General features: G+C 63.5%; 39 protein-coding genes, 1 other RNA gene and 1 pseudogene. 2 read left to right on the top strand and 39 right to left on the bottom strand.

Translation table 11 applies throughout. The annotated features are described in order from the left end of the window. Positions 1 to 7: 7 nt before the first annotated feature. The 38 genes from DOM67_RS18790 to DOM67_RS18970 all read right to left on the bottom strand — a co-directional run bounded on the left by DOM67_RS18790 (position 8) and on the right by DOM67_RS18970 (position 23,267). The gene (locus tag DOM67_RS18790; protein ID WP_110678726.1) at positions 8 to 415 is read right to left on the bottom strand and encodes a DUF1320 domain-containing protein; all 408 of its coding nucleotides are present in this window, start codon (positions 413 to 415) and stop codon (positions 8 to 10) included. Continuing rightward, positions 415 to 885, bottom strand: coding sequence for a hypothetical protein (locus tag DOM67_RS20030; RefSeq protein WP_198651874.1), 471 nt, complete (start codon positions 883 to 885; stop codon positions 415 to 417). The genes DOM67_RS18790 and DOM67_RS20030 overlap by 1 nt, the downstream gene beginning before the upstream one ends. 34 nt (positions 886 to 919) lie before the next feature. Next, positions 920 to 1,822 (bottom strand): Mu-like prophage major head subunit gpT family protein, encoded by a 903-nt coding sequence (locus DOM67_RS18800; protein WP_110678728.1) that lies wholly within the window; start codon positions 1,820 to 1,822, stop codon positions 920 to 922. 56 nt (positions 1,823 to 1,878) lie between these two features. Next, the gene (locus DOM67_RS18805; RefSeq protein WP_110678730.1) at positions 1,879 to 2,301 is read right to left on the bottom strand and encodes a hypothetical protein; all 423 of its coding nucleotides are present in this window, start codon (positions 2,299 to 2,301) and stop codon (positions 1,879 to 1,881) included. Positions 2,302 to 2,346: 45 nt separating this feature from the next. Continuing rightward, the gene (locus DOM67_RS18810) at positions 2,347 to 3,471 is read right to left on the bottom strand and encodes a phage protease (RefSeq protein WP_110678732.1); all 1,125 of its coding nucleotides are present in this window, start codon (positions 3,469 to 3,471) and stop codon (positions 2,347 to 2,349) included. A gap of 71 nt (positions 3,472 to 3,542) precedes the next feature. Continuing rightward, complete coding sequence (locus DOM67_RS19895; RefSeq protein ID WP_157958910.1) at positions 3,543 to 4,049, bottom strand: hypothetical protein; 507 nt, start codon at positions 4,047 to 4,049, stop codon at positions 3,543 to 3,545. A gap of 32 nt (positions 4,050 to 4,081) precedes the next feature. Continuing rightward, positions 4,082 to 4,915 (bottom strand): abortive infection family protein, encoded by an 834-nt coding sequence (locus DOM67_RS18815; protein WP_110678734.1) that lies wholly within the window; start codon positions 4,913 to 4,915, stop codon positions 4,082 to 4,084. A 159-nt stretch (positions 4,916 to 5,074) separates the two neighbouring features. Then, positions 5,075 to 5,542 carry a phage virion morphogenesis protein gene (locus DOM67_RS18820; RefSeq protein WP_110678736.1) on the bottom strand — a complete coding sequence of 156 codons (468 nt, stop codon included), beginning with the start codon at positions 5,540 to 5,542 and terminating at the stop codon, positions 5,075 to 5,077. Between the two features lie 157 nt (positions 5,543 to 5,699). Further along, complete coding sequence (locus DOM67_RS18825) at positions 5,700 to 6,869, bottom strand: phage minor head protein (protein WP_157958911.1); 1,170 nt, start codon at positions 6,867 to 6,869, stop codon at positions 5,700 to 5,702. Next, the gene (locus DOM67_RS18830) at positions 6,856 to 8,493 is read right to left on the bottom strand and encodes a DUF935 domain-containing protein (RefSeq protein ID WP_157958912.1); all 1,638 of its coding nucleotides are present in this window, start codon (positions 8,491 to 8,493) and stop codon (positions 6,856 to 6,858) included. Before DOM67_RS18830 ends, DOM67_RS18825 begins: the two co-directional genes overlap by 14 nt. After that, on the bottom strand, positions 8,490 to 9,998 hold the full coding sequence (locus DOM67_RS18835) for a hypothetical protein (RefSeq protein WP_110678740.1): 1,509 nt from the start codon (positions 9,996 to 9,998) through the stop codon (positions 8,490 to 8,492). Before DOM67_RS18835 ends, DOM67_RS18830 begins: the two co-directional genes overlap by 4 nt. Positions 9,999 to 10,095: 97 nt before the next feature. Next, entirely contained in the window at positions 10,096 to 10,644 is a 549-nt protein-coding gene (locus DOM67_RS18840) for a DUF3486 family protein (RefSeq protein WP_110678741.1), read from the bottom strand. Positions 10,645 to 10,648: 4 nt separating this feature from the next. Further along, the gene (locus tag DOM67_RS18845) at positions 10,649 to 10,948 is read right to left on the bottom strand and encodes a hypothetical protein (RefSeq protein ID WP_110678743.1); all 300 of its coding nucleotides are present in this window, start codon (positions 10,946 to 10,948) and stop codon (positions 10,649 to 10,651) included. Next, entirely contained in the window at positions 10,945 to 11,286 is a 342-nt protein-coding gene (locus tag DOM67_RS19900; RefSeq protein WP_157958913.1) for a DUF2730 family protein, read from the bottom strand. The genes DOM67_RS18845 and DOM67_RS19900 overlap by 4 nt, the downstream gene beginning before the upstream one ends. A gap of 20 nt (positions 11,287 to 11,306) precedes the next feature. Next, positions 11,307 to 11,603, bottom strand: a complete 297-nt coding sequence (locus DOM67_RS19905) for a hypothetical protein (RefSeq protein ID WP_157958914.1) — start codon at positions 11,601 to 11,603, stop codon at positions 11,307 to 11,309. Beyond that, positions 11,600 to 12,001: a hypothetical protein gene (locus tag DOM67_RS18855; protein ID WP_110678746.1), complete on the bottom strand. Its 402-nt coding sequence runs from the start codon at positions 11,999 to 12,001 to the stop codon at positions 11,600 to 11,602. Before DOM67_RS18855 ends, DOM67_RS19905 begins: the two co-directional genes overlap by 4 nt. Beyond that, positions 11,986 to 12,600, bottom strand: coding sequence for a transglycosylase SLT domain-containing protein (locus DOM67_RS18860; protein WP_110678748.1), 615 nt, complete (start codon positions 12,598 to 12,600; stop codon positions 11,986 to 11,988). Before DOM67_RS18860 ends, DOM67_RS18855 begins: the two co-directional genes overlap by 16 nt. Further along, positions 12,597 to 13,121: a hypothetical protein gene (locus DOM67_RS18865; protein WP_110678750.1), complete on the bottom strand. Its 525-nt coding sequence runs from the start codon at positions 13,119 to 13,121 to the stop codon at positions 12,597 to 12,599. The genes DOM67_RS18860 and DOM67_RS18865 overlap by 4 nt, the downstream gene beginning before the upstream one ends. Then, a complete protein-coding gene (locus tag DOM67_RS18870) occupies positions 13,121 to 13,432 on the bottom strand; it encodes a putative holin (RefSeq protein WP_110678752.1) in 312 nt (103 codons plus the stop codon). Before DOM67_RS18870 ends, DOM67_RS18865 begins: the two co-directional genes overlap by 1 nt. Positions 13,433 to 13,625: 193 nt before the next feature. Then, complete coding sequence (locus DOM67_RS18875) at positions 13,626 to 13,964, bottom strand: hypothetical protein (protein ID WP_110678753.1); 339 nt, start codon at positions 13,962 to 13,964, stop codon at positions 13,626 to 13,628. Between the two features lie 9 nt (positions 13,965 to 13,973). Beyond that, entirely contained in the window at positions 13,974 to 14,570 is a 597-nt protein-coding gene (locus DOM67_RS18880; protein WP_110678754.1) for a type VI secretion system-associated protein TagO, read from the bottom strand. 25 nt (positions 14,571 to 14,595) lie between these two features. After that, the gene (locus DOM67_RS18885; protein WP_157958915.1) at positions 14,596 to 14,997 is read right to left on the bottom strand and encodes a Mor transcription activator family protein; all 402 of its coding nucleotides are present in this window, start codon (positions 14,995 to 14,997) and stop codon (positions 14,596 to 14,598) included. Next, positions 14,987 to 15,382, bottom strand: coding sequence for a hypothetical protein (locus DOM67_RS18890; RefSeq protein WP_110678757.1), 396 nt, complete (start codon positions 15,380 to 15,382; stop codon positions 14,987 to 14,989). Before DOM67_RS18890 ends, DOM67_RS18885 begins: the two co-directional genes overlap by 11 nt. After that, positions 15,379 to 15,831: a hypothetical protein gene (locus DOM67_RS18895; protein ID WP_110678759.1), complete on the bottom strand. Its 453-nt coding sequence runs from the start codon at positions 15,829 to 15,831 to the stop codon at positions 15,379 to 15,381. The genes DOM67_RS18890 and DOM67_RS18895 overlap by 4 nt, the downstream gene beginning before the upstream one ends. Then, positions 15,828 to 16,232 carry a regulatory protein GemA gene (locus DOM67_RS18900; protein WP_110678760.1) on the bottom strand — a complete coding sequence of 135 codons (405 nt, stop codon included), beginning with the start codon at positions 16,230 to 16,232 and terminating at the stop codon, positions 15,828 to 15,830. Before DOM67_RS18900 ends, DOM67_RS18895 begins: the two co-directional genes overlap by 4 nt. 193 nt (positions 16,233 to 16,425) lie before the next feature. Beyond that, positions 16,426 to 16,830 (bottom strand): hypothetical protein, encoded by a 405-nt coding sequence (locus tag DOM67_RS18910; protein WP_110678763.1) that lies wholly within the window; start codon positions 16,828 to 16,830, stop codon positions 16,426 to 16,428. A gap of 8 nt (positions 16,831 to 16,838) precedes the next feature. Next, positions 16,839 to 16,916, bottom strand: an RNA gene (locus tag DOM67_RS18915) — hammerhead ribozyme type II. Beyond that, positions 16,915 to 17,115, bottom strand: coding sequence for a hypothetical protein (locus DOM67_RS18920; protein WP_110678765.1), 201 nt, complete (start codon positions 17,113 to 17,115; stop codon positions 16,915 to 16,917). Before DOM67_RS18920 ends, DOM67_RS18915 begins: the two co-directional genes overlap by 2 nt. Beyond that, entirely contained in the window at positions 17,112 to 17,426 is a 315-nt protein-coding gene (locus DOM67_RS18925) for a host nuclease inhibitor protein (RefSeq protein WP_110678767.1), read from the bottom strand. Before DOM67_RS18925 ends, DOM67_RS18920 begins: the two co-directional genes overlap by 4 nt. Position 17,427: 1 nt before the next feature. Then, the gene (locus tag DOM67_RS18930) at positions 17,428 to 17,664 is read right to left on the bottom strand and encodes a hypothetical protein (protein WP_110678768.1); all 237 of its coding nucleotides are present in this window, start codon (positions 17,662 to 17,664) and stop codon (positions 17,428 to 17,430) included. A 1-nt stretch (position 17,665) separates the two neighbouring features. Beyond that, the gene (locus DOM67_RS18935) at positions 17,666 to 18,301 is read right to left on the bottom strand and encodes a DUF3164 family protein (RefSeq protein WP_110678769.1); all 636 of its coding nucleotides are present in this window, start codon (positions 18,299 to 18,301) and stop codon (positions 17,666 to 17,668) included. After that, positions 18,298 to 18,552, bottom strand: coding sequence for a hypothetical protein (locus DOM67_RS18940; protein ID WP_110678770.1), 255 nt, complete (start codon positions 18,550 to 18,552; stop codon positions 18,298 to 18,300). Before DOM67_RS18940 ends, DOM67_RS18935 begins: the two co-directional genes overlap by 4 nt. A 1-nt stretch (position 18,553) precedes the next feature. Further along, on the bottom strand, positions 18,554 to 18,973 hold the full coding sequence (locus DOM67_RS18945) for a hypothetical protein (RefSeq protein WP_110678772.1): 420 nt from the start codon (positions 18,971 to 18,973) through the stop codon (positions 18,554 to 18,556). Beyond that, a complete protein-coding gene (locus DOM67_RS18950) occupies positions 18,970 to 19,341 on the bottom strand; it encodes a LysR family transcriptional regulator (protein ID WP_110678774.1) in 372 nt (123 codons plus the stop codon). The genes DOM67_RS18945 and DOM67_RS18950 overlap by 4 nt, the downstream gene beginning before the upstream one ends. A gap of 38 nt (positions 19,342 to 19,379) precedes the next feature. Continuing rightward, positions 19,380 to 20,003, bottom strand: coding sequence for a hypothetical protein (locus DOM67_RS18955; RefSeq protein ID WP_110678776.1), 624 nt, complete (start codon positions 20,001 to 20,003; stop codon positions 19,380 to 19,382). Between the two features lie 2 nt (positions 20,004 to 20,005). Beyond that, entirely contained in the window at positions 20,006 to 20,725 is a 720-nt protein-coding gene (locus DOM67_RS18960) for an ATP-binding protein (protein WP_110678777.1), read from the bottom strand. A 38-nt stretch (positions 20,726 to 20,763) separates the two neighbouring features. Next, complete coding sequence (locus DOM67_RS18965) at positions 20,764 to 22,833, bottom strand: DNA-binding protein (RefSeq protein WP_110678779.1); 2,070 nt, start codon at positions 22,831 to 22,833, stop codon at positions 20,764 to 20,766. Then, entirely contained in the window at positions 22,830 to 23,267 is a 438-nt protein-coding gene (locus DOM67_RS18970) for a hypothetical protein (protein ID WP_110678781.1), read from the bottom strand. The genes DOM67_RS18965 and DOM67_RS18970 overlap by 4 nt, the downstream gene beginning before the upstream one ends. 515 nt (positions 23,268 to 23,782) lie before the next feature. On the opposite strand from DOM67_RS18970, the gene DOM67_RS18980 reads away from it, so the two are divergent. After that, entirely contained in the window at positions 23,783 to 24,481 is a 699-nt protein-coding gene (locus DOM67_RS18980) for an XRE family transcriptional regulator (RefSeq protein ID WP_110678785.1), read from the top strand. 141 nt (positions 24,482 to 24,622) lie between these two features. Here the strand turns inward: DOM67_RS18980 and DOM67_RS18985 are convergent. Then, a pseudogene (locus tag DOM67_RS18985) lies at positions 24,623 to 24,871 on the bottom strand (tyrosine-type recombinase/integrase); the annotation flags it as partial. Positions 24,872 to 25,272: 401 nt separating this feature from the next. Here DOM67_RS18985 and glpT point away from each other — a divergent pair. Next, complete coding sequence (gene glpT / locus DOM67_RS18990) at positions 25,273 to 26,595, top strand: glycerol-3-phosphate transporter (protein WP_110678786.1); 1,323 nt, start codon at positions 25,273 to 25,275, stop codon at positions 26,593 to 26,595. Positions 26,596 to 26,753: the final 158 nt, after the last annotated feature.

The raw sequence follows: 26,753 nt of genomic DNA on the forward strand, positions 1-26,753 counted from the left end.
CCGCGCCCTAGAAACCACCGCCGGTGAACACCCGGCGGCTGTCGTTGAACTGAACGTCGCCGGCGCTGCTGGGCGCCTCAGTGGCAGCGCGACCGAGCTTGATGTCGCCCCGCGAGACGCCGAGCAGAAAGCGCCTGGCGTCGTCGTAGCGTCCCTTTACGGCATCGCTGACCTGGTCGTCGTAGAGCCGATAGCGGGCGATGTCGGCGGCGATCGCGCTGACTGCCCCCGGTACCGGCGCCATCGGCGTCTCGATGCCAGCGGCGGCGAGGCGGCCGTCGATCTCTCCGGCGGCGTCATCGCAGGCGCGCTGTACGGTGCCGGCGTCGATGCCGCCGTTGCCGTCCGGCGCCAGTGCCCGCAGCTCGTCATCGCCGAAACGCTCCACCAGCGCCGCCTGATCGACGTAGGCCATCACTGAGCGTCCTCGGCAGCAGCCGGTAACGTGCACTCTTCGACGATCAGCGTCGGGTCGCTCTCGAGCGCGTGGATCTGGTCGGCGCTCAGCGCGGCGAGTGCGATGCCGTGCCCCTCGGGCGTGAACACGTGGCCGCAGCGCCGGCGCTTGAGGATCGTCTTGCGCGTGCGGATGAACAGCGCGGGGATCTCGACCTGCTCATCGCCCGCGGTGCCCGCTGGCTCGTCGCCGGTGACCGTTTCCCCGTCCTGCGAGGTTGCGTCGCCCGTCACGATCTCGATCGGGCCGCTGTCCGGCGTATCCCCCGGCTCGGCGGCGGATTCGACGGTCGCTGCCGGTGTTGCCGACGATTCCCCGGCTTCCGGCGTTGCCTTCGATTCCTCGACGGCAGATTGTTCGGCCTGGGTCTCGGTGGCCTTCGCGTCGGATTTGGCACTGGTCGAGCGCTTACGGTTGGTGGTGGCCATGTCGCGTTCCTCTCAGATAAATGGGGCCCTGCGCTTACGCGTTCGGCAGCCAGGGGTTCATGATCAGTTGCGAGGTGTTGGCCCACTCGTTGGTGGCACCATTGGCCGCTTGGCCGTTGTTGAGCACACGCCGCGCAGCGCCTTCCATGTTGCTCGGCACCATGGTGTGGGTATGACGCAGCGCCAGCGGCCGGCCGTGATCGCCCTTGAGTTCCTGCAGACGCTTGCGCGCGGCTTCGTAGGTCTCCGGCGTGAACGCTTCCTGGCAGCGCACGATCAGTTGCCACAGGCCCGGGCCGGCGTTGACGCGCGCATCCGTGCCGAACATGAAGTCATCGGTCATGAAGACGCGATCGCTATTGAGATCGGTCAGGGCGCGGAACGAGTAGTCCCGACGGCGCTGGAAGATCATCGGCTTGATCGCGCGGGAGAGATCCGCCACATACCAGGCCGGGCCGCTGCCACCGAGATCGTTCGACACCGAGGTCTCCTTGCCCTGGGCATCGAGCACCGGGTGGTCGCTGTCGAACAGTTGCTGGCCGTCGTAGCAGAGTGGGTTCTTGCCCAGGACCTCGACGGCAAGCTCGTTGGGGTGCTCGCGGCTGGAACGGCCGAACTCCTGGAACGTGGGGCCGTAGAGGCCGTAGGTGTCGTCCTCGATCGCATCGCGGGGCACGCCGGCGGTCAGTTCGAACTTGCGGTTGCGGATGGCGAACTGCGCACCGTCCAGGCCGTGGATGACGCGGTCGCCGAGCCATTCGCGCATGCGCGGCAGCGTCTTGAGCCAGGGGTAGACCTCGACGGCGGTCGTCGAGGGCACCACGGTGCAGAACTGCTCGTACTGCGAGCCGTTGTCGCCGAGTGAGTTGAAGCCCTGCTGGAAGTTGGCGTTGTAGGCGCGGAACAGCACCTGGAGATTGGCGGATGTGAGATCCATCGTCGGTCGTCCTCGAGATTGATGATCGGAGTGGTGGGCGGGGCTCGGCTTGGGGCTTAGCCCAGCGCCACGCCGCTGGTCGGGTCGACGTAGACCCACACGCCGCCATCGCCATCGACGCCGTCGATGATCCCGGCGACCGAGCGCGTGCCGCTGCCATCGGTCAGCGCCACGGTCTGGGCGTCGACGGCGTAGCAGGGCTTGCCGATATCACCGGCGGCGATCTCATCCGCACCGGTAGCGCCGGCCAGCTTGAAATAGCCACGATTGACCTCGGCATGGGCGTCACCGGAGAGGCCGCCGGTGTTGTCGATCAGCTTGTCGAACACGCCGACAGCGGTCAGGCCAGTGGCCTCGCGGGCGGGCTGGACGTAGCCGTCTGTATCGATCATGGCCAGCGTGCCGGCGTAGCAGACGGCGCCGGCGAGCACGAGATGGGCGCGGCGCAGGCCAGCGCGGGAGGCGGTATTGCGGTTCATCGGGGGTGATCCTCGTTAACGAATTCAGCGAGAGCCGGGCGGTTGTTACTTCGTGGACGCCGGCGCCGGGTTGGCCTTGCGGTAGTCCTCGACCGTGATGCCTGCGTTGCGGCAGATGGCCAGCTCGATCTCCGAAGGCGCGTCCGGCTTGTCATCAGCCGGTGGCTTGCCCTGGGTCTGCGAGCTACCGCGCAGTGCGGCGATCGGCGGGGCGTCCTGGAGATGCGCTCTCAACGCGGCGAGGTGCTGGGTCTTCAGCCACTCGGCGGTCGCTTGGCCCGCGATGCGGCCATCCGCGAGGCCTTCTTCGATCAGCCGATCCCGCTCGGCGATCTGGCTGCCGGCGCTGAGGGCGGCGTACGCGGTCTGCAATTCGTCATACACACCGCGCGGTACGGACCCGCTCATATCCGGCTGAACGCTGGCTTTCAGTGCGGCCACGGCGTCGGCGGGTTTCGCGTCGTCCTTGGCACCCAGCGCCTGGCGCAGGGCTGCTGCGTCTTCCGAGCCGGCTCTCAGTGCGGCGAGTTTCTGGTCGATCTGTTCGTCGGTGGCGTCGGCTTTCAGTCCGAGCGCGGCAATCAGCTTTTCGCGGTCCACGGTGTTTTCCTCGGTCGATTGATCATCGGGGGCGCTTCGACCCATACGGGCCGCAGCGATCTCTGCGACCGGCGTGGTGTCGATCGCGGGGGTGTTGGTCAGGCCAACGTGCAGCAGGTCGAGTACATCGCCCGACTGCGCGTCGTAGGGGAAAACGGGGGAGAGATAGCGATACGAGTCGTCGTCGATCGCCGCCTTGGCGGCAGCGGTCCATTTCACACGGCCATAAAGACCATCAGTGCGCCATTCGAGCGAGCGCGGGTCGACCCAGCCGGCGGCAGGCGCAGGCAGGCCGTTACGCTCGGCGAGCAGCGTCTGGTGCTCGTAGTCGATGACGATATCGGTGGAGCGAGCCGCCGCGCGCTCGATGATCGAGCGGGCGTGGGACTCAAGAAGATGCCACGGGCCCTGACCCTCGAGCGATCCGCGCGGCGCCGTAAAGGTGCCGGCGGGAATCAGCCGGGTCAGGTCATCGCTGGCGGAGACACGCAGCGAACAGACCGCAACGGGGTTGGCGGTCGGCGCCGAGCATGCGGCGATGGGGTGGCGAAGTGCGAATGTCGTATCCATGCGCCCATGGTGGCGGGCGCAGGATGAGGCGGGGGATTAAAGCGTTTTGGGAATTTATTAGCTCTAACAGATCATGGAGGAGTTAGAGCCTCCTCGATATCTTCAGGATAATTATCCTCTGCACATTCTCTATGCGCGGCTAGACAGTCAAACAGACGATTTAGTAATTCTCGGCCTTCATCCGCTGTTGTTCTTATGTTGTCCGCTAGCCATTCACGATTTGGTTCTGGTTGCCAAAAATAGAATTCTCCATGGGAGAAGTCGAGCCTTGCACACCTGAAGTGAATCGGGCTGTGGGCTACCGTGTTTCGAATAACAACCAGTGTCTCTACTTCATCGAGTATTTTCTTCAGCTCCTTCAGGTGGTCGCAGCCCCTTTCTCTCTCCAAACTGACAATATGGTGCCGAACAGCCGTGATGCGCTTAGCAAGTGGTTTTTTATTCCATGTATCTGAGAATTCCTCTCCGATGATCAGGGGCTTACAGGCACTAATCATCTCATCCAACTCGCTAACGGTGACAACCAATCGGCCGATCTGGGTTTCCATCTCGCGCCTGGCTTCTTTGACTGATTTCATTACGTTCCCCGTTAGGATGATCTGTCAGAGATTTAAGCGTTTCGCGTCGCTTTCTTATGGTCCCAAGACTCCATCACGTAGAGCGCCACGCTGTGCGCCGAGTGAATCGCCAGCCGTGCGTGTCGTGGCTGGATGATGTACATCTTGCGTCCCTGCCCATGAGCGGAGCTCGCGTGAGTGCGAAAGGCACCGATGCCGTCGACCACCGAAAAGATACCCGAGACGATTTTTCTCAAGTCATCGTCTTCCAAGCTACTGGGATCGAACCCGAGGTCAGCGCGGACGACTTTCCAAAGCCCCTGTAGGTCCTGCTTGGTTGGCCGCTCCAGTTCTTCGTCAGCGATATAAAACTTGAAAATGGACTCCAGGATGTTGCACGCCGCAGAAACGGCCTCTCTAGGGTTGGTGTGGACATTCTCAAGTGCGCGATTGAACTCTATCTCTATAGCGGGTAGATCCCGTCCCTGGATCAGCTGCGCGAGACTGCGGCTAGGGGCGCTAGAGCCATCAGAAATGTGGCCTCCTTGCATGTAGCGAAGGTTGTATCGCTTAAGCGCTGCCTCGATTCTGTCCTTGAATTTTTTTGCAGGTGACTCGAGCTGGACTCCAAAAAGGCTTGTATCTACAGCCTCATCTTCCTCGATCTCCATAAAACCCTCGATCAATTTACCCAACACTTCGAGCGGGCGATCAGAGGTATCGTTGATTCTACGTAGCCACTCCAGCGTTTTTTCCGCCTTGCTGCCATCTGGCGGATCGCCTGGTGCATCCGCATACATGAATAGGCTGTTGAGTTTGGGGTGCGTAGTGAAATCTGGAAGATTGTCGGTGAGGATCGCTATGACCGGAGGCGGTATCTTGCTCATGGTTATGCACCAGCGTGTAAATGGGCCAGATGATCGATTCTGTTTCACTCTATCGTATAGCACCCTCGCCAATACTGTTAAATCGCCAATCTAACGCCCCTCTAACGCCTCTCGCCGCATTTTCTCGGGCCAGCGTAGCGCCCAGCCGCTCCGAACGCCTCACAGCGCCTCACAGGCGGCCGGCCACAATCCGCCTTCGAGGTAAAGCGAGAGGGTATCCAGTACCTCGTCGCGGTCCTCATCGGAGACCCCCAGGAACGGTCGCCCGGGGATGTCGCCCCACAGATGCGGGAACTCGGCCTGGTCGCCACCGAAGTGCTGCATGGCGGCGTAGATCATTGAGCTGCCCCAGAGCAGCTCGTCGTCGTTGGTCTCGTAGTGGATCTGTCGAGCGAGCTGACCGCTTTCGCCTTCCAGGATGCGATCATGCCCCTTACGCTCGATGGTAGTCTCGGAGAGTGGCGTCCAGGGCGTGCCGTCCGGCGCTTCCTTCTCCTGGAAGCGCTCGTGGGTGCTTGCCACCATCGCTTCGCCGATCGCCTTGAACGCCGGCTGCAGCCGAATCGAGCGCTGCTGCATGGCGTTGAGTGCCTTCAGTACCTGGTCGTCATCGATGGTGATGGACATGCTCTCTCCTGGGAGATGGGCTTGATCACGCCCCCGGATCGGCTCAAACTGGACCTACGAGTGCGAGAGGCCAAAATTCGTCTGGCGTACCCAGCGCATCGCGCTGATGAGGTATCTGGGGATGACGAACCAGCCTCGCTCTCTTCCTACCGCAGTCCTATCTCAGCCGTTCCATCTTGTTTCTCACGTTGCGCTCCGCTGCCGACTCCTTGACCTTGAACAGCGTCAGGAAGTAGTTGCGCCTGCCGTCCTGCGTTCGCTTGAGCGCGGCGCGGTAAGTCACGCCATCCACCGTCAGATAGATCAGCCGGCCATCCTCGCCCGCGCGCCGATAGACCTCGCCCCGGTCCAGCAGCGTCTGTACGCGCCGATAGTCGGCCAGGCCGATCTCTGGGTGACGCTCGATATGCGCCGTCAGGCTCGCCTGGGAGAGCAGCACCGTGGGCGATTCAGCGCCGAGGATCTCGCGTTCCACCGGTGGCACCACGGCGATGGGGAACTCGCCTTGGACGTCGCCGGCGAAGAAGCGCCCGAACAGGTCGCTCTCGACCAGGTCTTTGACGTTGAGTCTGGCCATGTTGGCCTCGAGCGTATCTAGTCGGTTGAGCCGGGCGGCGATCGCTGTCTCCGCTGCGCCCTTGCCGGGGGCGTAATCCCAGCCCGGTTGCACGCCATTTGGCACTTCCGTCACTTCGCCGGTGCGGTCGTTGACGTGCTCGGCGGTGCCATCGCTGGGTGCGGTGTCCGGCCCGGTGCGGCCGCTGCGCTCGAGCTGTCGCCGGCTCATGGTTTCGACGCCACAGTTGCAGCCCCAGCCGTTGGGTGGCCAGTGGGTGTGAAACCACGAGTCGCCAGCGGCCAGCACCAGGCCGTCCCACCGCTGATGCTGGATGCGCGGGTTCTCGACGGTGTTGTGGACGTAGCGCCAGTACGGCCGCACGCGGACCACGTCCGGATCGGTCATCTGCTGCCAGCGGCCGGCCATGTAGGACGTATCCATGTTGGTCTTGTAGATGACGCGGGTACGCCAGGCGGCGCCGGCTTTCGGGCCTTCGCCGGCCCAGCCCGTCCAGCCCTGCCGGGCAACGATCTCCCGGAACTGCTTTCGGAACTCGCCTAGGCTCTGACCGTTGGCGATCGAGTCATCAACGGCCGCGCGCAGGTCGGCGAGCAGATCCGCCTTGGTTGCGCTGGCGACGACGAATGCCTTGTCGTGTTCGTCCCGCCACAGGTCGTCCCAGCGGTTGGTGGGCAGGCTCTGCTTCTGGCGGAAGTAGGCGACCTGTTCCTTGAACGGCCGCCGGAACATGGCGCTAACCGTTGGCATCGGTTGCCTCGGCTTCATCGCTGACGGTCGAACGCCCCGCGAGGTTGGCGGCGAGGAAGGCTTGGCCCATCACCTCGGCAAGCTGTTCTTCGTCCAGATCGCTGAACGCCTCCAGGATGCGTGACTGCAACTGCTCGAACGAATCGGCTTCGTCGACGATCGCTTGGATCTGATCGATCCAGCCGTCAACGACCGGTTGCGCCTCGCGCTCGAGCACGCTGGAGGCTGGCTCGCGGTAGTGCTCGGGCTGGGCAGGCGTCGGAACCGCCGGTGCCTGGCGCAGCGCAGCTAGGCCCGGCGGCTGTACGGTAGACCTCAGCACGGCCTGGCCAAACGGCTGCAGCTGAGCGCGTGGCGTCAGGATCTCGTCCTGGTCTGTCGCTTCGGGGATGCCGGTCTTCTCGTGCAGCCACCACCGCGGAATCCGTGCCCCCATATCGACCAGCGTCGGTAGCGTGCTGGCGAGCGTCTGATAGTCCTCGGTCTCGCCCATATCGAGGATGAAGCGCGGCGCGCGGCGGCGGTTATCGATACCGTAGTTGAGCGCCGCAAGCGGCCAGAGGATGTCGCGCTGGACCGTACCGCCGTACTGGCGAATATCCGAGCGGATCAGCGACGCCTGGCCACGCTCGTGGACGTTGCCCAGGGCGTTGGTGTTGGTACCTTCGCCGGTACCGCTGGTCAGCGTGCCGCCGAGAATGGCTTTCGCCTTGGCGCGTTCGCACCAGTGGATCATCGACTCGAACATATCGGCACGGCCGCCGGCGGCTTCCATGAACTCGATTGCCATCCCTTCGGGGATGATGCCGGCGGCGTCCTTGCCCATGGAGACCACGGCCCGCAAGAGCGTCGCTTTCTCCTGCTGGGTCGCATTCTTGGGGTACTTGCCGACCCGCGCCGGCAGCCCGTAGATCTCGAGCAGTTGGGCGAGATCGCCGAGGGCGTAGTTCTGGAACAGATAGGGCCAGGCCAGCATCCGACCGAGGCCCATGCGAGCGAGATAACCCGGCTTGGCGCGGTGGCGGTGCTGCACCCAGCCCAGCGCCCACAGATCGGCGCCGTTGTTGGAGCTGTCGCGTAGCGTAATGCGGTTTTGATCCTCGCCGTGTAGGCGGAACCAGGAGTGCGGGCGCAGCTGCGGCTGCTCGATAAAGCGCTGGGCGCCATCACGCGACCAGGCGAGTTCCAGATTGGCCCAGCCGTGGCCGACGCCGGTCCCCATATCGAGTATCAGATCCTCGACCTCGATCCCGTCGAACACCTCGGCGCAGAAATCCGCCGCGCGCTTTTCAGCGGCGCTGGCGTTGTCCGGCGGCACGATCTGCCATTCCAACTCAGCGGCGAGTTGACGGCGTTTGCCCAGGTCCGCGCCGATCTGGCTGTCCTTTTCCTCCATGTCGTCGAACAGTTCGGATTGGCCTTTGAGGTCGCCTTGCTCGGCGGCCTCCAGGATCTGGTGGAGTTTCGCCGGGGTCAGACCCTTGCTCGGATGCTCGGCGAATTCGCGTTTGAGGTTGCCGACCGTCGAGCGGTCGTCGGCATCTGTCTGCTGTTCATCCAGAGCGCGGGACTGCTCATCGCGGCCGGTGCCAAAGAGTGCGCGTAAACGTTGTGTCAGGCTCACCAGCCGCCTCCTAAACCGTCGTAGAGATCACCGACGTCATCGTCATCGGCGTAATGGGTACTGCCGGCCTTGGGCACGGCGATAAAGTCGATCTCGATGGCTTCCATCAGGCTGGCGTAATAGGCCAATGCCAAGGCGATCGCGGCGTCGCCGTGGCGCGCCTTGGCATCACCGGTCTTGCCATCCGGCAGCTTGGGTATCCCCTTGATCACCTGCAGAGCGCGCAGGTCGTCGGCCACGTCGCGGTCGCGGGGAATCGCAATCTCGTCATCCTCGAACGCGGCTTTGAACTTGGGCATCGCCTCCAGGTACCAGCCCTGGGAAAGCATCACCGCCTCGATACGGCCGCTGCCGTACTGGTCCACCGCCTGCTCGGCGAGGTACTGACCGTTACCGCGTGCGTCCAAGGCGCCAGCCTGAAGGCGCGGCAGTCGATCGACGATGTAGAACAGCACTTGCTCCTGCTGTTTGAACGGCACGTTGCGCAGCTCGACCAGGAACGGCACCAGGCGCTTGAGCTGTTGATCGATTGCCATGGGGGCGATGACGGTCAGGTCGCCGGAGCGGGCGAAGTCTTCCCCGAAACAGTGGGTATGTTGCGGATCGAGTTGCATCAGCAGCGGCAGCAGTTCTTCCTGGCACCATTGCGCCATCTCGACCGCGCGCAGGGCTTCCGGCAGCGCGTTGAATGTCGCCGAGCCCTCGAAGCGCAGCACCGGGGCATCGACCATGCGTGACTCGATCAGGGCACGGGAGAGGTAGGCGCCACCGCCCGACTTGGGAACGCAGTAGTACTCCTCGAGTGCGTCCTCGCGGGTCGCAGTATCGGCGAGCAGGTTCGCCTTCCACTGATCCTCGGCCGCTTGGGTCCACGTCTTGCCGCGCACCTGGCAGATGCGCTTGTAGAGCCCCTGTTCGCAGGCGTCGTCGAGCGTGATGCGGTGGACCGAATAGCGCTTCTTGCCGGCGCGGCTGTCCTGCACCAGTTCGTTGAAGAGGTTGTCGACGCCGTTGTGGGTCGAGATCAGACGCACCTTGGCGCCCCACATGGTGAGTGCCAGCGCTGCCTTGAGCACTTCGGCTAGCTCGCCATGGAAGGCGGCCTCGTCGATGGTGACGTTGCCCTGGCGGCCGCGAAGATTGCTCGGCCGGCTGGATAGCGCCTGGATCTTGAAGCCACTGGAGAAGCGAATATTGAAGGTGAGGATGTCCTTGTCCTCATCCTGGATGATCTCTTCCTCGATCGCGCTCGCTGCCTTGTTGAACGCCTTGGCCCACATGGCGGCCGCGTCGATGAACTCGATTGCCATCTCACGGTTCGAGCCCACGTAGAAGTGGTTGGTGCCGCCGGCGGACTTCGCCGCACTGGCGCTCAGCACGGCGTCCGCCGCTTCGCCCCAAGTGATACCGGTTCGGCGCGACTTCTCGGCTATCTTGAGATCGGATTCATCCTCGATCCACGTCTGCTGGTAGGGCAGCAGCACCGACTTGGGCATGGCGATCATTTGTTGAGGACCCCCCGAATCAATGCGGCGACCACGATGGCGAAGCCAAGGGAGTCGCCAGCATCGACGATAGCCTGAGCAATGGTGAGTTCATCCATCAGGCGATCCCCAGGATGTCGCGCTTGATCGCGTCGATGGCATCGCGGCTCATGCCCTGGCTGGCCATCGCGCCCTCGGCCGCCGCCGCTGCCTCGGCGGCGACTTCGACACGCAGCTCCCGCGCCCACTTCTTCTGGCTCAAGCTGACGCGGCCGATATCGGCCAGCGCCTTGGTCACGCTGCCTAGCTGCTTGGCGGCTTTGGCCGGATCTTCCTCGGCCTTGCGCATGGCGATGGAGATCCGCAGCAGTTGGTCCTGCACGATGCGGGCGGTGGCATCCAGCAGCGCGCCGGATTCGTCCTCTTGCTCGGCGGTCAGGGCGCGGGCGAGTTCCGTCGTCTTGCGCACGTCGCCCATGGCTTCCTCGAACTCCTGCTGGAGGTCGGCGCCGTAGCGGGCGACGCTCGAGCGGCTGAGCTTGTAGCCGTTGGATTCGAGCCACTCGGCCAGCCCGGTGTAGTCGGCAAAGCCAGAGCTTACGAGCTTCTGATTCAGCTCGTCGCGGATCTCCGGCGGTAGATCAAACACCTTGGAGCGCGGTGGCATTGGTTCAGGCCTCCGGCAGCGGCTTGGCGACGCCGGGAACGTTGGCGAGGCCAGTGGCAGCATCATGGCCACGAGCTGTCAGCGTGACGATTATGCCGGCACGCGGCGATTGGGTGATCACGAGCTGCTGCTCTTCGAGCCACGCCAGGTCGCCATGCAGCCGATCACGACTGACGCGATGGGCGTAGGCACCGACCAGCTCGTCGTTGAGCGAGTATTCGTTGGTGGTGTACTGATTGCGCCGCGCCAGGATGCGCAGGATCGAAAGGCGCCGGCCCTCGGTCTCGAAGTCTGGATAGTTCATCGGTTCCCTCGCTCATTGAACAGGTAGGTGTGGATGCGATCCGTGAGCTGCCCCTGGGCGCGTTGTGTCGCGGATATCTCGGCCAGTAGCCGGTTGGTCTTGGCCTGTTCGGCACGTAGGTGGTCGATGTCATCGCGGCTGGGCAGCGAATGCACCTGGTGTTCGAGAGAGGTCATGTGGCGCTCCACTTCGTCGATGCGGGAATCCACCCGACGGATCGCTGTCTCGCTGGCTCGTGTCCGGTTGATCCACCAGATGCCGGCGGAGAAGAGCAATACCGAGATCGCCTGCAGGAAATCCCAGACGACACGGATGGCATCCCAGTTGAGTGGTCCCATCGTTTCCTCTGCGTTACGCGTTATGGTTTTGCCGGAGCCAGCGCTCGCGCTTGGCACGCCTGGCTCCGTTGATCGACTCGGGCCAGTCTCAGCCAGCCTCGAGAGCCCCAGCGATGCAGGGCGGTGATGTAGCTGCCGACATCGCGTTGGGTATAGTCGCCGAGCGGTTTGGCCGGTTCGGCTTCGCGCTCGGTCATCCCGGCGGGGATCGCGCAGATCACCACCGGTGGTTCGTTGTCGATCATCGGCGGCGGTGCCGGCATGCTCTCGCAGGCGGTAAGCATTGCGGTGGAGACAACGATACCGATGAGTTTCATGGCAGATCCTCGATCGCCTGACGCAATACCGGCGCCACCGGCGCATCGTCCGCCGTCGGCGCCTGGCGGATACGCTCGGCTGAGGGCCGATAACGCTCGTCGAGCGTGTCGAGTTGGTTGTTCAGCTCACGGGTGGCGGTCTCACCGGCCGCACGCTCCTCGCGTTCGGTCGCCAATTCGCGAGAGCGCTGGAAGGCCACGTTTAGCCACGCGTCGCGATCGCATTCGGCGGTTATCAAAGCCTGTTTGGCATCGACCAAATCGTCGCGCAGCCCGTCGATGGTGTGTTGCTGGTAGAGCAGGCAGCCGATCACCAGCGCGCCGGTCGCCAGCGCCACCCACAGGGTTGGCGGCACGATCTTGAACAGGCCGCCGAGGCGGCTCAGAAGTGATAGCACGGTGACCTCCCGCCCCAGGCGCTGACGTAGCGCGGTGTATAGCGCAGCAGGATGCGATCCACGTAGTCGCGGTTTTCTCGTTTTGCCCAGTCCGCGCGAGCGGTGTAGTTCGCTACCGAGCCGAACCACACGGCGGGGTTATCGCCGGCGTCGTCGGCCAGTTTCTGGTCACGCCAGACCCAGCCCAGCCCACCGTTGTAGCCGGAAAGCGTCATTGCCCAGCGCTGGCAGGCATCGGCGGCGTCGAGGCGCTGCCAGATCCAGCGGTCGTAGCGCGCCATCGCCCGCATCGCCCAGCCGGGCGAGTACGGCGCCACTGGCTCCAGGTCCGGGTAGATTTCGACGATCCAGGCGCTGGTGCTTGGCATGAACTGCGCCAGCCCCTGGGCGCCGACGGGGCTATCGACATCCGGACGCCAGGCGCTTTCCTGTTGGATCTGCGCGGCATGAACAGCGACGGAGCCCTCCAGCCCCCAGGTCTGCTGGACGATGCGGGTCAGCTCGCGTTGATATCGCTCGGCGTTGGCCGGCGGCTGCCAGGCAGTGGCCGGCTGGCAGCCGACCAGCAGCAAGGTTAGAAAGAGGCAGAGGCGGATCACGCTTCGCCCCCGTAGCGCGCCAGTAGCGCGTCGGTATGGCGCTGGTAGCGACGCAGCACGGCATAGAGCCGGGCGCGTTCTGTGACGTCATTCGCGGGCAGAGTTCGTAGCTTGCCGATCGCGATCTCGGCCAGCCCGGTCATGATCGACCAGCCCTCGGCGGCGAGGTCGGCATCGTTCGTTGAGCCAGTCGCCGGCGCCTGAGATTCGACGGCTTGCGGGTCAGATGGCTCGGCTCCATCTGTGCCGCTGGAAACTGGGCCAACTGGTGCCGGCGGCTGGCTATCCAGTTCGCGCCGGCCGGCAACCGTCACGACCAGGCCGTTGCCCCGGTGAGCGTCCTCGACCGCCTCGAGGCAGCCAGACCCCAGCAGCTCGGTGATGTGCCGATCCACGCGCTCGCGACCCGCCGTCGAAGCGACATTGAGCGCGATGGAAACCAGGGCCGGCGGGACCGGGCCGCGTCGTTCGCGCTGCTCGGCGTGGACCGCCGCCAGGATCTTGCGATGCTGGCCGTTCATCACACGCCCAGCCCGACAGCGATGGCCACGGCGGCCATCAGGATGACGCGTCGCAACATCATGTAGGTGATCAGGCTATTGCCAGCAGTCGAGCGTGATTGGTAATCGCCAGGGCGGGCGTACCAGAACACCCAGCGGTCGAGCCAGTAGGCGAGATAAATCGCCCAGAACACCTTGGTCAGCGACCACAGCAGCAGCCCCACCTGCTGTGGGTAGACGGCACCCACCGCAGTCGTGGTGACGATGGCCAGCAGCAGGCAGGGCCACAGCCGGGTGGCGCCTTTGAGTTTTTCAAACAGGGTCTGGAACACGGTGCCGTCTCCGTCGGTTTCGGGTCAGAATCGATGCGTGTGGCGTGAGTTCTGACGTTACCGGCGGGAGCGGTCGAGGCGGGATTCAAGCGGTTTACGAAAAACGCCCACCAGGTGGTGGGCGTTGGGTCTTTCGAGAAAAGGCGCTCTGGCGTTCTGAGAGCATTATCGCTGGTGCGGTGATGGTGTAAAGCTATCCTCGAAGCTCGCTCTTATCCTGGCTGAGCTTGCCGTTGGCTGGGTCGTAATACCATCGGCTCGATGTGTTGATTGGCTTTCCGCAGTAGAGGAAATAGAAGCTATCTCCCGTCACGCGAGAGAAGCCACCGCCTTCGCGCATAACTTCTGCCTGACAACCATCCTTGGTGCTGAGATCTTGGATGGCCAGGGCAAACTCGTTTTTGTAGGTGTCGGCGTCTTGAGAGAGCTCAGCGATGTCGAGCGACTCTTCCATGCTAATCGGGTCTTTGCTGCAACCCGAGAGCGAGAGGCAGATCGCTACCGAGGCTAGGAGAAGTGAGGCGTACTTCATGGTTTTCTCCTACCAGTGGCAAGCATCGCGAAGCGGTTGAATGGCTTCTTCAAGTCCAGTGACCGGGAATTGTGCAGTAATCGGCGATTCATTGAACGGCGTTGCTCTGACTGTCAGCATGTCGTGCCCGAACATACTCTCCAGGAAAGGAATGGAATTGCCTCCTCGCCATAGCCCGAGAGCCTTATTGTCAGTCGAGCTGTCCATATTGATCGTTCTGGCCTTCAAATCATCGACTCGAGTCGTGACCTGACCGTACGACTGAATATCGGTCATGTGGTTGCCAGCAAAGATTAGGTACATCGACGTTGTGTTTTCGGAGCAGCGAGCGATTAGCGTCGCGCTTTCCGGCCGCCCGAACCTGCTTCTCACGGGCTGCGTCGAGTCGGTCATCAATACCACCGTTTTGGAATCGTCGATCGGCGAGGTTGAGGTGTTCACACTCCACGCAGATTTCTGTGACGTGCTTGTTGCAGGCCGATACTCGGAGTCATAGCAGGCCAAGCGACTTTGATCGTCACTGATGCCAGCACATTCTTCGTTGGCGTTAGCGGCGCCGGCTACGGCGATCGCGGTCAGCGCCATAATGGTCGCTACTGGTTTCATTCTATTCTCCCTTGCGTCTTCGTTATTAGAACAGGCCCGGCTGAAGCCGATTTCGGGCCAGTTTTCGTTGTTCGGCCAGTATCGAGTAGACCTGAACCTCTGTCAGCCGATGCTCCCGCGCGAGCTGCGTCACGTTGGCACCGTTGTGGCGCTCGAAAATTTCGCGATCCCTAAGCGCAATCTCCAGCCTGTCGCCCTTGGGCAGGTAGAACGAATGCCCACCATGGAAGTGTGCCAAGGCGCGCACGGCGCGGAAAGCCCGCGCTCGCGCTATCTCCTCGTTATCGCCGTGGCGACGATAGACCGCTTCGATCACGAGCAGAATGTCGGTCAGCCCTTGTGGCCACTTCTTGAGGATCTCCGGGTCGGTCATCCGTTCCAGGGCGTCGTCGGGGATCTCGGGGAACATGTCATGGTTATTGCTCACGAGAGGCTCCTCCGATGCCGGTCTCTTGGATCATCTGGCGTAGCTTGGCGCGGTTCTCGGCAGCTTCCGCGGCGGAGAGCTTGGGCCGCGCGAGCCGGGGCTGTCGTGGCCGCTCCGGCATAACCTCGAGCAGCGCCCGCGGCGCGGGCCAACGATTGATGCTCCCCGCCAGGCGCTGGAAGGCGGTGCGCAGGCGGGCGGTATCCAGCTCGGCATCCCAGCCGACCGGCCGCGCCCAGAGCGTGTCGACCCACGCCTGCTGGGTGTAGGCGATATCGTCCTCCCAAGGGGCGTTCTGCAGGCGGAGTACTACCAGCCGGGCGAGCCCCTGGGCGATCTCATCGCGGAACCACTGCGCAGGTTGGTTCGCTCTCTGTTCGTTCAAGACTGCTGCCTCCCTGCGTCCAGTGCGGCCAATGCGCGGGCGACGCCTTTGGCCGGGCGCGGCGCCGTAGATGCCGGCAGCGCACTACTGGCCACGGCGCGGGCACCCAGACTCTCGAGGACGCGCTTCAAATAGTTGTGATTGGTGAGCGGCCTGTTCTCGCCGCTGTCGCGCTTGGCGCGGATCGCCTCTACCGTCTCGGAGAGCGCCGTGCCCACTAGCCCGGTATCGGCAGCCAGCGCCAACGCCTCGCGGGCCAGCCGGAGCTGGCGCTCATAGGCGGTACTGCGGCTCTTGCCGCGAAACAGGCCAAGGTAGGCGACCAGCGGCCGCGAGACCTCGCGCGGCAGGTCGGCCAGCACGCCCATCAGCTCGCGCAGAGACTCGTCCTCGCAGATCTGCTCGAGCGTGAGGTGCGTGTGGCACGCGGGGCAGCGGATCTCTTTCATTGGCCTCTCCGTTTGGCGTCGATCACCAGGCCCTGCATCAGGCGGATCAACTGGTCATCGTCCAGCCAGTCGACGCGCTCTACGCTGAACATGCGCTGCGCCATGCCATCGGCGTAGGCCCAGGGGCGGCCGGCGTCTGCCAGCAGCGCCTCGACCTTGCGCATCACGGTGGCGCGGGTGCGCGGCGGCCTCGGCGCTTTTCGGCCTGCCTTGTTGGCGGGCTTGGGCTGCCAGCCCAGGCGCTGGAGTTCATTGATTACCGCGCTGACATTGCGATTGGTGAGGTCTTTGGCACTGCTGACGCCGGCCACGCGGCCGAGCAGCGCGCGGTACTCGTCGTCGGAGAGACCGAGCTGCACCTTAGCGATATGGATCTGGGCGAGCTTGCCGCGATGGATCATGACGACCTCCCCAACGCTGCCTTGCGGCGCTCTTCCTTCGCGATCACCGAGGGCAACTGGGCATAGCACGCTTTGCACGGCTGACGGCTCTTGCCGTTGCTCCGGTAGTAGAACTCGGCGTCGTCTGGCCACCATTCATCGCATTTGCTGCAACGCCGCTCGCGACCAAGCTGCGTGAACTTTGACCACCGGCTCATGACGACACCTCTCCAACCAGTTCGAGATCGGGAAAATGCTTACGCAGATGGCTGATCAGCGAGCGCGGGCTGTTCCAATAGGGACTGACGGCGACGATACGAAGCGCGGTCATCTTGTCGGCCTCTCGTTTGCCGAAAATCTTTCGGAGCGACTTGTATTGCTTGAGCGGCCATACCCGCGAACGCATCGGGCGATAGAAAAGCCCTTCCGGGTGCTTCGGCTCGCCTTGGATGTCGACGAGGCTCCACTCGCCCTTGATCCAGCCATCGACACCGACCTGAATAACGAGCTTTTCCCGGTCCAGCCGCTTCTGGAACGTGACTTCACGCCCGTTGACCCGGATCTTCGCGCTGCCGAAAACTCCTTGCAGTTGCGCTTCCAGCTCTTTGAATTTGTCCATGGGTACCTCGTCGGCTGCTCATCAGTGCCGGGCCACCACGCCCGGCAGACGCCCCGGCTCCTCACGAGAGCAGGGGCGTTTCGCTTAGTGAGTCGTTTCGGCCGCGGCTTTCTCGCGGTACTCGATCATCTTTTCGTGAATGGCCGTGACGCCGACCATGGCGAGGGTCTGCGAGATCGTGGCGTCACGCAGGTTGGTGATAGAGAAGCCGGCATCGACCGCGACACCGTCCTCCATCTCGGTGATGGTGATCGTGCAGGTACGGCTCTTGGCTTGTTGGCTCATGCCTCGATCTCCTGCAGCGCATCGATATCGGCGCGGACCTGCTCACCGGTGCGCCAGATAGCGGCCCGCGACCCACCGCGGACCCAGTCGACGAAGCGCGCCACTGCGTCACGCTTCTCTGCGAGTGAGAACGTCTCGGGCACGCCCGGTACGAAGCGTTCGCCGCGGTAGCCGTGCCGGGCGAGTACGTCGACTTCTTCGGTCAGGGCACGATGCGGGCCGGTGGCCAGCTCGACGGCGCCGGTGGGCGTTGTGGTGCCAATGTGAATCTCGCCGCTGGCGTAGCAGTAGGCGCGGTAGCGAGTACGCATATCAGTTCACCTCCGATTGATCTGTGGCGTGCGTGACGTGGTAGCGGTAGCGGACGCCGGCGGCGACATCGCTATCGCGCAGGTAGTCATTCACGACGCCTACGGTGTCGCCGTAGACCTTCTGGGCGACTCGTCGAGCTGCCTCTTCGTGGCTCCAGGCGCAGGTGGCACGCTGACCCTGGAGCGTGGCGGCATAGCCGCCGATGGCGTCGCGGACGCGGATGGTGGCGGATTTCATCTCATACCCCCGCGATATCGAGGCTGATGGGGCGGTACTGGTCGCTGTCGCCGACCCGCTCGTAGAGGCGGATGTAGCTCTTGGAGCCGGTGACCTGGACGGCGTCACTGATGGCGTCCATGGCGCGCTGCCAGCGCTTGTCGTCGATATCGAGCCGACGTAGGCCCAGCACTTGCCCGGTGCGGATGTTGCCGGCCTGGTCGACGCGGAAGGCGTCCTGCACGATGGTGGCGATCTCGGGCCGGGCGTCTTTGGTCCACTCGCGCAGGCACTCGTCGATCAATCCCTTGGCGGCCTGCAGTCGCTCGTCGAAGCTGATCGACTCCTGAATGGCGCGGACCACCTTATAGCGCCCATCGAATGACACGAGCTGGACGTTGCCTTTCTTGCCGCCGATCTGGACGTCGTACTCGCTGGCGGAGGTCTCGACGAACTGCTCGATTTCGCTGAAGGCGTCACTCTTGTAGTCGCGCAGCTCGTCGCGGAGCTGGTTGGCGCGATCGACCAGCGACAGCACCAGCTCGTCGCGCATCTGGTCGATCGGCTTGATCTGGGATTCGGGGATCAGCCGGCCCTTACCGTCCTGACGGAACCCGGCGGGGATCTGCTGCTCTTGTTTCATGTGCGGTGCGTTCATTGGTGGCTCCCGGGTTGCTCTTCACGTTGGATGTCTTGGCTGACCGCTTCGATGGCGGCCATGTAGCGGGCGGTGTGCTTCCCATGCAGGCAGACCAGTGCCGCGAAAGGCTCGAACTGGTGCCGGCGGGTGATGGCCACCGCGACGGTGGATGAGCGCTCGGCGCCCATGTCGTGCAGCAACTGGCTGACACTGGCGCCGCCGATCTCGTCGGTGTCGATCAGCCGTAGAATGGCGTTGGGTGTGGTCATCTCAGGCTCCTCGGCGCTTGTTGAAGTTGGCGCTGGCATTGCGGTGGTTGGGGTGCTTGCGGTGGTGGCGCATGGGCTCGATGGCGGCGCCGTTATGACGCGGCATCTGCTCTGTGGCCTCGACCTCGGCACGCAGCCCGGCGAGCAGCTCGCCGATATCGACGATGTCAGCGGGGTCGATCCAAGGCCCGTGGGTCGGCGCGGCGTGCTGCCGCGGCAGCACGCCGGTGTCCTGCTGCTGCCACAGTCGCAGCGCCGCGGCCTGCTGCGCAGGGAGCAGAGGCTCCGGCTCCAGCGCCTGGTCTTCGCCGGCTTCCGGGTTGGCCAGGTAGCGCGCCAGCGTCCAGCCGTGGCGGTCGAGCCGCAGCCGCACGAAGCGGTAGGCGTAGTAGTCGAGCTGCTCATCGTCGATGCGGATCATGAGTCGCCCCCGTTGTCAGGGTGGTGCGGGCACTGCTGGCAGGCGCGCCAGGCACGCATCGCCATCGGGTTGTGGGTCGGTGCCTCACGTTCGCGGTAGCGCCGGCACTGCTGGCTGTCGATCTCCGTGCCCTGGGCCGGGCAGGTCATCCGGTCCAGCGCCTCGATCACCCGCTGTTCGACACCGGTGGTGTTCGGGCTCGGATAGCGGTTGGCGAGTGCCAAAGAGACCGCCGAACGCGACATGCCGATGCGCTCGGCGGCGCGGGTCATGTTGGTGGCCTCGACCTCGGCGGCGAGCAGGCGCACCCAGCGCGGTGGCTCGGCGCCCCAGACGGAGAGGTCGATGGATTTACGAACGGCGCTCATGTCTGTTTTCACCCCGCTCATGGCTGTTTTCACCCCGCTCATGGCTGTCCCCCTTCGATTCGCGTGACGCGGGTGTAGACGACCTCTTGCGTGTTGGGGTCGTAGAGCTCCTTGGTGCGGCGGATCTGCGGGGCCATTGGGCCGGTCCAGCGCCCGCTGGCGAGGCGATACCGCGCCGGCAGATTGGCGCCGCCGGCGCGGGTGATGTGCAGATACCCCGCCAGGGCCAGAAACTGGCAGTACTCCTGGGCGGTGGTTTCGGCGACGGCGCGGCGGGGCGTGGTCGCTGCCTCGGCCAGTTGCGCGGCAGTGAACTCGCCGATGATCTTGATCGTGCGCCAGAGCTGCTCGCGGCCCGGTACCGGCGGCTCGCTGCCGTCGCGGCGTACCCGCGGCGCTTCGACGCCGATATCGCGGATCAGCCGGTACTCGGCGACATCGCCGATGCCCTTGGTGGGGTTGATGCGCTCGAGGTAGCCGGCGGCGATCAGGCCGCGTAGGTAGTCGACAACGCGTGTCCGGGGCATGTCGGGCACGAAGGTGTCGAGCCGGGCCATGGTCACCGGCCGACCGCTGTGTGCGATCAATCGGATGCCTTCCCAGATCCGCTGGCGGCTGGGCACGTCGCCGGCGAGTGTCGATTGCGGTTTACGCTTGGCCATGCTCACCCCCTCCGCGCCGGCGGCTGGCCGGTGTGGATCTCACGCTCGCCCCAAGCGTTGGCGTCGACGCGATCCCAGCCGTTGGCCAGCGCTTCCTGGTGGATCTGGTAGAGGTTGACGGCGACCCGGCGAAGACAGCCGCGCACGCGGTCGTTGACCAGGGCTAGCAGGTCGTCGGCGATCTCGATATCGGGGTAGCTGCGCAAGGCAAGGGCGCTGACATCCTCCAGACTCGCGGGCTCGGCGGGCACCCATTCGAGCACGCGGTTGTGTAGTCGCTCTAGGCGACCCATGGAGGCGGGCACCCGCTCTTCGCCGATCAAAATGATCGTGCCTTCGGAGGCGTTGTAGATGTCGGTCAGCACGTTGGCGGCTGCCTTGTCGATGACGTACTGGACGTCGTCGACGATGAGCGGCCGGCCCGAGCGGGAGAGCTGCTCGGCGATCTGGTCGACCATCTCCGAGATCGTCTTCGCGGGAATTACGCCGATCTCGCGCAGGATCGCGAGCAAAAACGCCTTCTTGGTCCACGACTCGCGGCACTCGACGTAGTAGGCGCGGTGCTGGTTGGCAGAGAATGAGGCGGCGAGTGATTTGCCGTAGCCGCTGGGGCCGTACATCACCACCAGCCCCGGCAGGCCCGTCGGGCGGCTCGCGGCGCGCTCGATGGCATTGGCCAGGAGAGCGACGTTGGTGAGTGGTACAATCGCGTTGACGCTCATATCAGTTCCTTATTGCTGCGGGTGTCATGGGCCGTGGTTCAGACGGCCCGCCGGGTGCGGGCGGGTTGCAGCCCGTCCGCATCCATTACTTTGGCGATCGACTTGTAATCGCCATGATTCGCGTAGCTCGCATGCCAGCGCTGCGCGGCCTCAGAAAGCTCCTCTCCCGCCTGCAGCTGCGCATCGAGTCGATTCCAGAGCCGATAGCGCTCGACCTTCCCTTGCGGTATTTCAAAGCGCGGCTCGTCATTGGCGAGCTGTTTGGCATGTTCCCGCGCCTCCTCGACGCGGCGGGCGTTGCTCTCCGGGCGATCGGGCTCGACGCGACGCAGTTCGACGTCGCCACCGGTCAGCGTCTTCGCTTTGCGCACTAGACGGTTGAGCTGACCCTTCTCACGCTTCTCGGCCGCGCGCTCGATCATCGACTGGGGCATCGCCGGGGTGGCGTTTCCGTCGAGGATCGCTTCGCCAATCCACTCCCCATCAAGGCTGTAGATGCCCACGGCGCCGGTATCGCGGTAATCCCAGGCGACGCGGATCTCTTCGCCGTGGAGGTCGCGCAGCGCATCCAGGAAGTAGATGCCACCGTTGATCTTCACTTCGCCGCGGTGCGTCTTGCGGGTCTCTTGCGGGCGCATCAGTGAGGCGACCACATCGGCGGGAGCGGTCAGCGCTTCAAACCCTTCGGCCTCGGCCGACTTCCAGGCTTCCATCGGTGAGCGATGACGCAGATTGCCGGTATCCAGATCGCGGATTTTCGGCAGGCCGCGATGCGGGCGGTGGTTGTACTGATCGATCGCGCTGCAAAGGCTGTCGTAGAACGCTTGGAATGTCGGGATCTGCTTGGGCTTCAAACCGGCGGCAATGTCGCGACGTGATAAACGATGCGCGCGATTGCCCGCCTCTTTATCCATATCCGCGCCGATATAACTCGGCAGGGTTTTAGCGAGTTGAACCAGGATCGAGCGGTGGGCGCGTTCGATAACGCCGCGTGCTTGCGAGTTATAAGGCAGCGAGTGCGTAATCGTGCCGCCCAAACGATCGACCACTTCGTAAACAGTGGTGTTGTCAAAGCCGCTGCCGTTATCGACATAGAACAGGTTGAACATGCCGGCACGGCTGACCGCGTCGCGCAGGGCATCCAGCGTCGCGAGGGTCGACTCGGCAAGGTTCAGCGCGAAGCCGACGATGCGACGGGTGCCCCAGTCGATCACCAGGGTGATCTCTGGCCGGAACGCTTGCCCGGTCAGCGGGTTGATCACTTCGGCGTCGAAGGTGTGACCGTCGGCGACCCAGCAGTCGTTGGGCCACAGAGTGTCTGCCTTGCGGCGCTTGAACGGCTGCAATGTCTTGAGTTCATGGGCACCCATGCGGCCGCGCTCGCGGGCTTCCGGCGAGAGCTTCGCCAGCCACCGGCGCACTTGATGGATACTCGGCTGCCACTCGGTCTGCTCGACGAGCTGCTGATAGGCGGCTTCGACGGTGGGCTTCTGCGGGCGCTGGTAACGCTTTAGGAAGTCGCCGGCCCATGCCGGAACGCTCATATCGGCTTTCTGCCGCTTCGGTGCCAAACCGCGTTCGCCGTGCTTTTTGTAGTCAGCGATCCAGCGCTTCAGCGTTCGCTCGCTGAGCGTCCGCGTGGCGGTCTTGCGGTCGTTGGCCAGCACCACGCGCTCGGCGAGATACGGCGAGAGGTCGTCAGTTTCGGCAAGCGTCAGCAGCGTTTGGATGGCTCGCGCCTGGGTGACGTGCTGCGTCATCCGCTGGATCTCGCGCACGAATGCGACGCGAGCACCCATCACCCGGCGCTGTTTCTCGGTCAGCGCGCGCTGTTCGGGGCGTTCGGCTTCGGCGGGCTCGTCAGACGCGGTGAACGGTTCCGGTTCTGCGTCCGCGGCACTGCGCATCAGCAGGGCGTTCTGGGTCTCGGCGGGCAGAACCGCGAAGGCGTATTCGACCGCTTTGGTACCCAGGCGGCGTTGACCTTCCCATGCATGGCGTTTTGCGTATGCACGCACGTTCTGCGGTGTGCCAGGAACACCAGGTAGGCCGGCCAACTCGTTAGCGGTGAACCAGCCGCGTGTGAGGGGAGAGTTCTGATGGCTCATGTCTCTTCTCCCATCAGGTGCTTCAGCTTGCGCATGTCCGCCTTGAGCTGATCCATCATTTGCTGGCGGCGTCCGTATTCCGCGGCTAGCGCTTCGCGGCCATAGGCAACTCGACCGCCGCGCTGGTGGACAAGCCAATCGGTAAAGGCGTGACTGCTGCACACCTCTTCGATCAGCGGCACGCGATAAAAAGGAATGTTGTGATCGGTACGAGCCGGTGAGCTCCAGGCGTCGAGCATGTTCTTGCTGACGTCATCCCCCGAGAGGCGGCTCATCTGCGAGGCCACTTCATACCGATCAATGGGGCAGTCTTTCAGCACCGCGCCGACCAGCTCGCTGACTTGGGCGCCGTAGTTGCCACTGCCAGGCGAAGGCACCACCGGCGTGGGTACTTCGAAGATGTCTAGCGTCTGAGTATCTCGAACACGCCGCATGTTCACGCCCCCGTAACAACTTGCCGATGCACGGCGTTAGATGGCGCGTTAGAATCCGCGCAACACTTGGCAACACATGACCCACGCGCGGCTTTCCGCGACTCGGCACGATTGGGCCGCTGGCGGTGCGGTGTTCCATCGGTGTTCCACCGCTCCGGCCAGATGACCTCCGGCGGGATGCCTATGGTGCTGGCGAGAGCCCGCTCCATCCGTGGATAGGGCTGCCGCTTGACCGAGGTCAGCGTGCCAAGCTCGACGCCCAGGCGCCGTGAGAGCTCTGCGAAGCTCAATCCACGCGAGCGGATCTGATACTTGATCCACTCCCAGCGGGCCGAGGGGTTGGTGGGGATGTCCAGTTTCACAGCGTCACTCCGTGGCGTTTTTTCTGGCTGTCTAACCCTGCGTTGTGAGTAAACATATCTCGGAATTCCGCACTCATCAAGCGTTATTCCGAGCGTTTCTTTCTGTTTTTAGCGCGAGGTGGTGCGGAATAATAAACCGCTCCTTTGAAATCAATGGCTTACGCGGAAAAGAATGGAAGTGACAAGCCTGCCGATGTACGTTCTTTTCCCGATGAGGGAATCGAACGCTTCCGGGAGCGCCTTCAGGAGGCGATGGGAAGCGAAAAACCGCGCGCCTTCGCTAAGCGCAGCGGCATTTCAGAAGGAGCTGTTCGCAGCTATTTGAGCGGGGACACCTTTCCTGGGCTCGACAGGCTTGCGTTACTAGCCCAGGCGCTGGGCGTCGATGCTCAATGGCTTGCATTCGGTGCGGAAAAAAGAACTCCGCCGCCCGAGCTGGACGAGTACGCGCTGGTACCGCTCTACGATGCCCAGTGCAGCGCTGGCGACGGCGCCTGGAACGAAGGCTGCCAGGTGCTGACACATATTTCTTTCACGCGGTACTCGCTGCGTAATCAGGGCCTGACGCCGGAGCACCTGTCGGCGATTCGTGTGGATGGGGATTCCATGGAACCGCTGCTGCACAGCGGCGACACGGTGCTGATCGACCACACGCGTACAACGATTGAGGGAGAGGGCATCTACGTTCTGCGCCTCGACGGCCACCTCTACGCCAAGCGGCTCCAGCGCCAGTTCGATGGCGTCGCCATCATCAGCGCGAATCCGATCTACGATAAGGTGATCGTGCCGCGTGACCGGCTGCACGAACTGGAGATCATCGGCCGCGCCGTCTGGTCGGCCGGCTGGCTGTGAACCAGTGCCAATCAGAACGCAAAAAGGGCCGATCCATGCCGGACCGGCCCTTTTTTATGTTCGCATCGCTTTGGCACTGCATTAGATATCGCATCACGCTGTAGGCCCCATGGCTGCTCGGGTTATCCCACTTTGGAGCAGCTAGTCCCACTTTCCCCCTCCGGTGCCATATCTCCTGCTAACCCACAATTTGATCGCGTCCGCGAGGTGGTCGGGGGACAGGTGTGCGTAGCGCATCGTCATCGTAATCGTCTGATGTCCCAGTATCTTTTGCAGCGTTAATACGTCGCCGCCATTCATCATGAAATGGCTGGCAAAGGTGTGGCGTAACACGTGCATTCGCTGCCCCTTGGGGAGCTGAATTCCCGCCTCCTTGATCGCATCCGAAAACGGGTTATCGCTCACGCGAGTCAGGCCCCAGTGGCGGTGCTGATCATCCGGGATGGTCATACTGGTGGCGACGTTTTCCGACACTCTGCCGGCTCATTGCGCCATGTTCATTTCTGCACACTGATCGAGAATGTATCCTCAAACCAGACCTCGCGCCTGTCCGTCGGCGGCAGAAGCGTCGCGTCTTCCATTCGTGTAGCGCATCCCCCTGCACGCTAGACCTTTCGTGCCTTCCGGCTGGTCTCGCGCGCGCCATTAGACTAAAGCCTAGCAGCTTATATGACAGAAATATGACAGTTTTCGCGTCCGTTCGCTTTCGAAAGTGAACATCGTGCTCGCCAGCAAGGTCGGCGAGTCGGTTGGTGGGGTATCGGCACTCATTCCGTGTTCACGAGGTAATCATGCTAGGCATCTTCAAGGCGGGCGGCGCGGCGGCGCGGCTGCCCGAGGCGCGTATCGATCCGGTCTATCGGCGGCTGCGCTGGCAGATCTTCGCCGGGATATTCTTTGGCTATGCGGGCTACTACCTGGTGCGCAAGAACTTCACCCTGGCGATCCCGCATCTGGTGGAGCAGGGCTACTCGCGTGGGGATCTCGGCGTGGCGCTGGCCGGGGTCTCGGTGGCCTACGGCATCTCGAAGTTTCTGATGGGCGCGGTCTCCGACCGCTCCAATCCGCGCCTCTTTCTGCCGACCGGGCTTTTGCTCTCAGCGCTGATCATGTTCCTGTTCGGCTTTACCGACTGGGCCACATCCAGTGTGGCGATCATGTTCGTGTTGCTGTTCCTCAATGGCTGGGTGCAGGGCATGGGTTGGCCGCCCTGTGGTCGAACCATGGTGCACTGGTGGTCGCAGAAAGAGCGCGGGCGCATCGTGTCGACCTGGAACATCGCCCATAACGTCGGCGGTGGGTTGATCGGGCCGCTCTTCATTCTGGGCATGGCCTGGTACAACGATTGGCACTCAGCGTTCTACGTGCCCGCTGCGGTGGCGGTGGGGGTGGCGGTGTTCGCTCTCCTGACCATGCGCGATACGCCCCAGACCTGCGGGCTGCCACCGATCGAGGCGTACAAGAACGATTATCCCGAGGGTTACGATGACTCTCATGAAAAGGAGTTCTCCACCCGCGAGATATTGGTCGAGCACGTACTCAAGAACCGTCTGCTGTGGTATATCGCGCTGGCCAACGTTTTCGTCTACCTGCTGCGCTACGGTGTGCTCGACTGGGCGCCCACCTATCTGCAGGAGGTGAAGGGCTTCACCGTCGATAAATCCTCCTGGGCTTACTTCCTCTATGAGTGGGCGGGTATTCCGGGCACGCTACTGTGCGGCTGGCTCTCCGATCGGCTGTTCAAGGGCAATCGGGCGGCAACCGGAATCACCTTCATGGTGCTGGTGACCCTGTTCACCGCGCTCTACTGGCTGACACCACCCGGACACGCCATGCTCGACATGTTCAGCCTGATCGCCATCGGTTTCTTGATCTACGGCCCGGTGATGCTGATCGGTCTCCATGCGCTCGAGCTGGTGCCCAAGAAGGCGGCCGGCACTGCGGCGGGGTTTACTGGCCTGTTCGGCTATCTGGGTGGCTCGGTCGCCGCGAGTGCGCTGGTAGGCTACACCGTGGATGCCTATGGCTGGGATGGGGGATTCGCGCTGCTGATCGGCGCCTGTGTGCTCGCCATCGTGCTGCTGGCGATGACGTCGCGTCACGCTTCGCGCTGATCGCCATCCTGCAGTCAGAGCGCCCCGACGGCCATGCCGTCGGGGCGTTTGCGTCTCTGGCACAGGGCGGAGCGAATGGCCCCGGTCAATGGCCGATAGCCGTTCCCATGAAGAGCGCTGAATTCGGGGCAGTATTGGGAACAGCAGCGCAAAAAAAG

Origin of the sequence: Salinicola sp. RZ23 (genome assembly GCF_003206675.1) — a bacterium.
GTDB classification, from domain to species: domain Bacteria; phylum Pseudomonadota; class Gammaproteobacteria; order Pseudomonadales; family Halomonadaceae; genus Salinicola; species Salinicola endophyticus.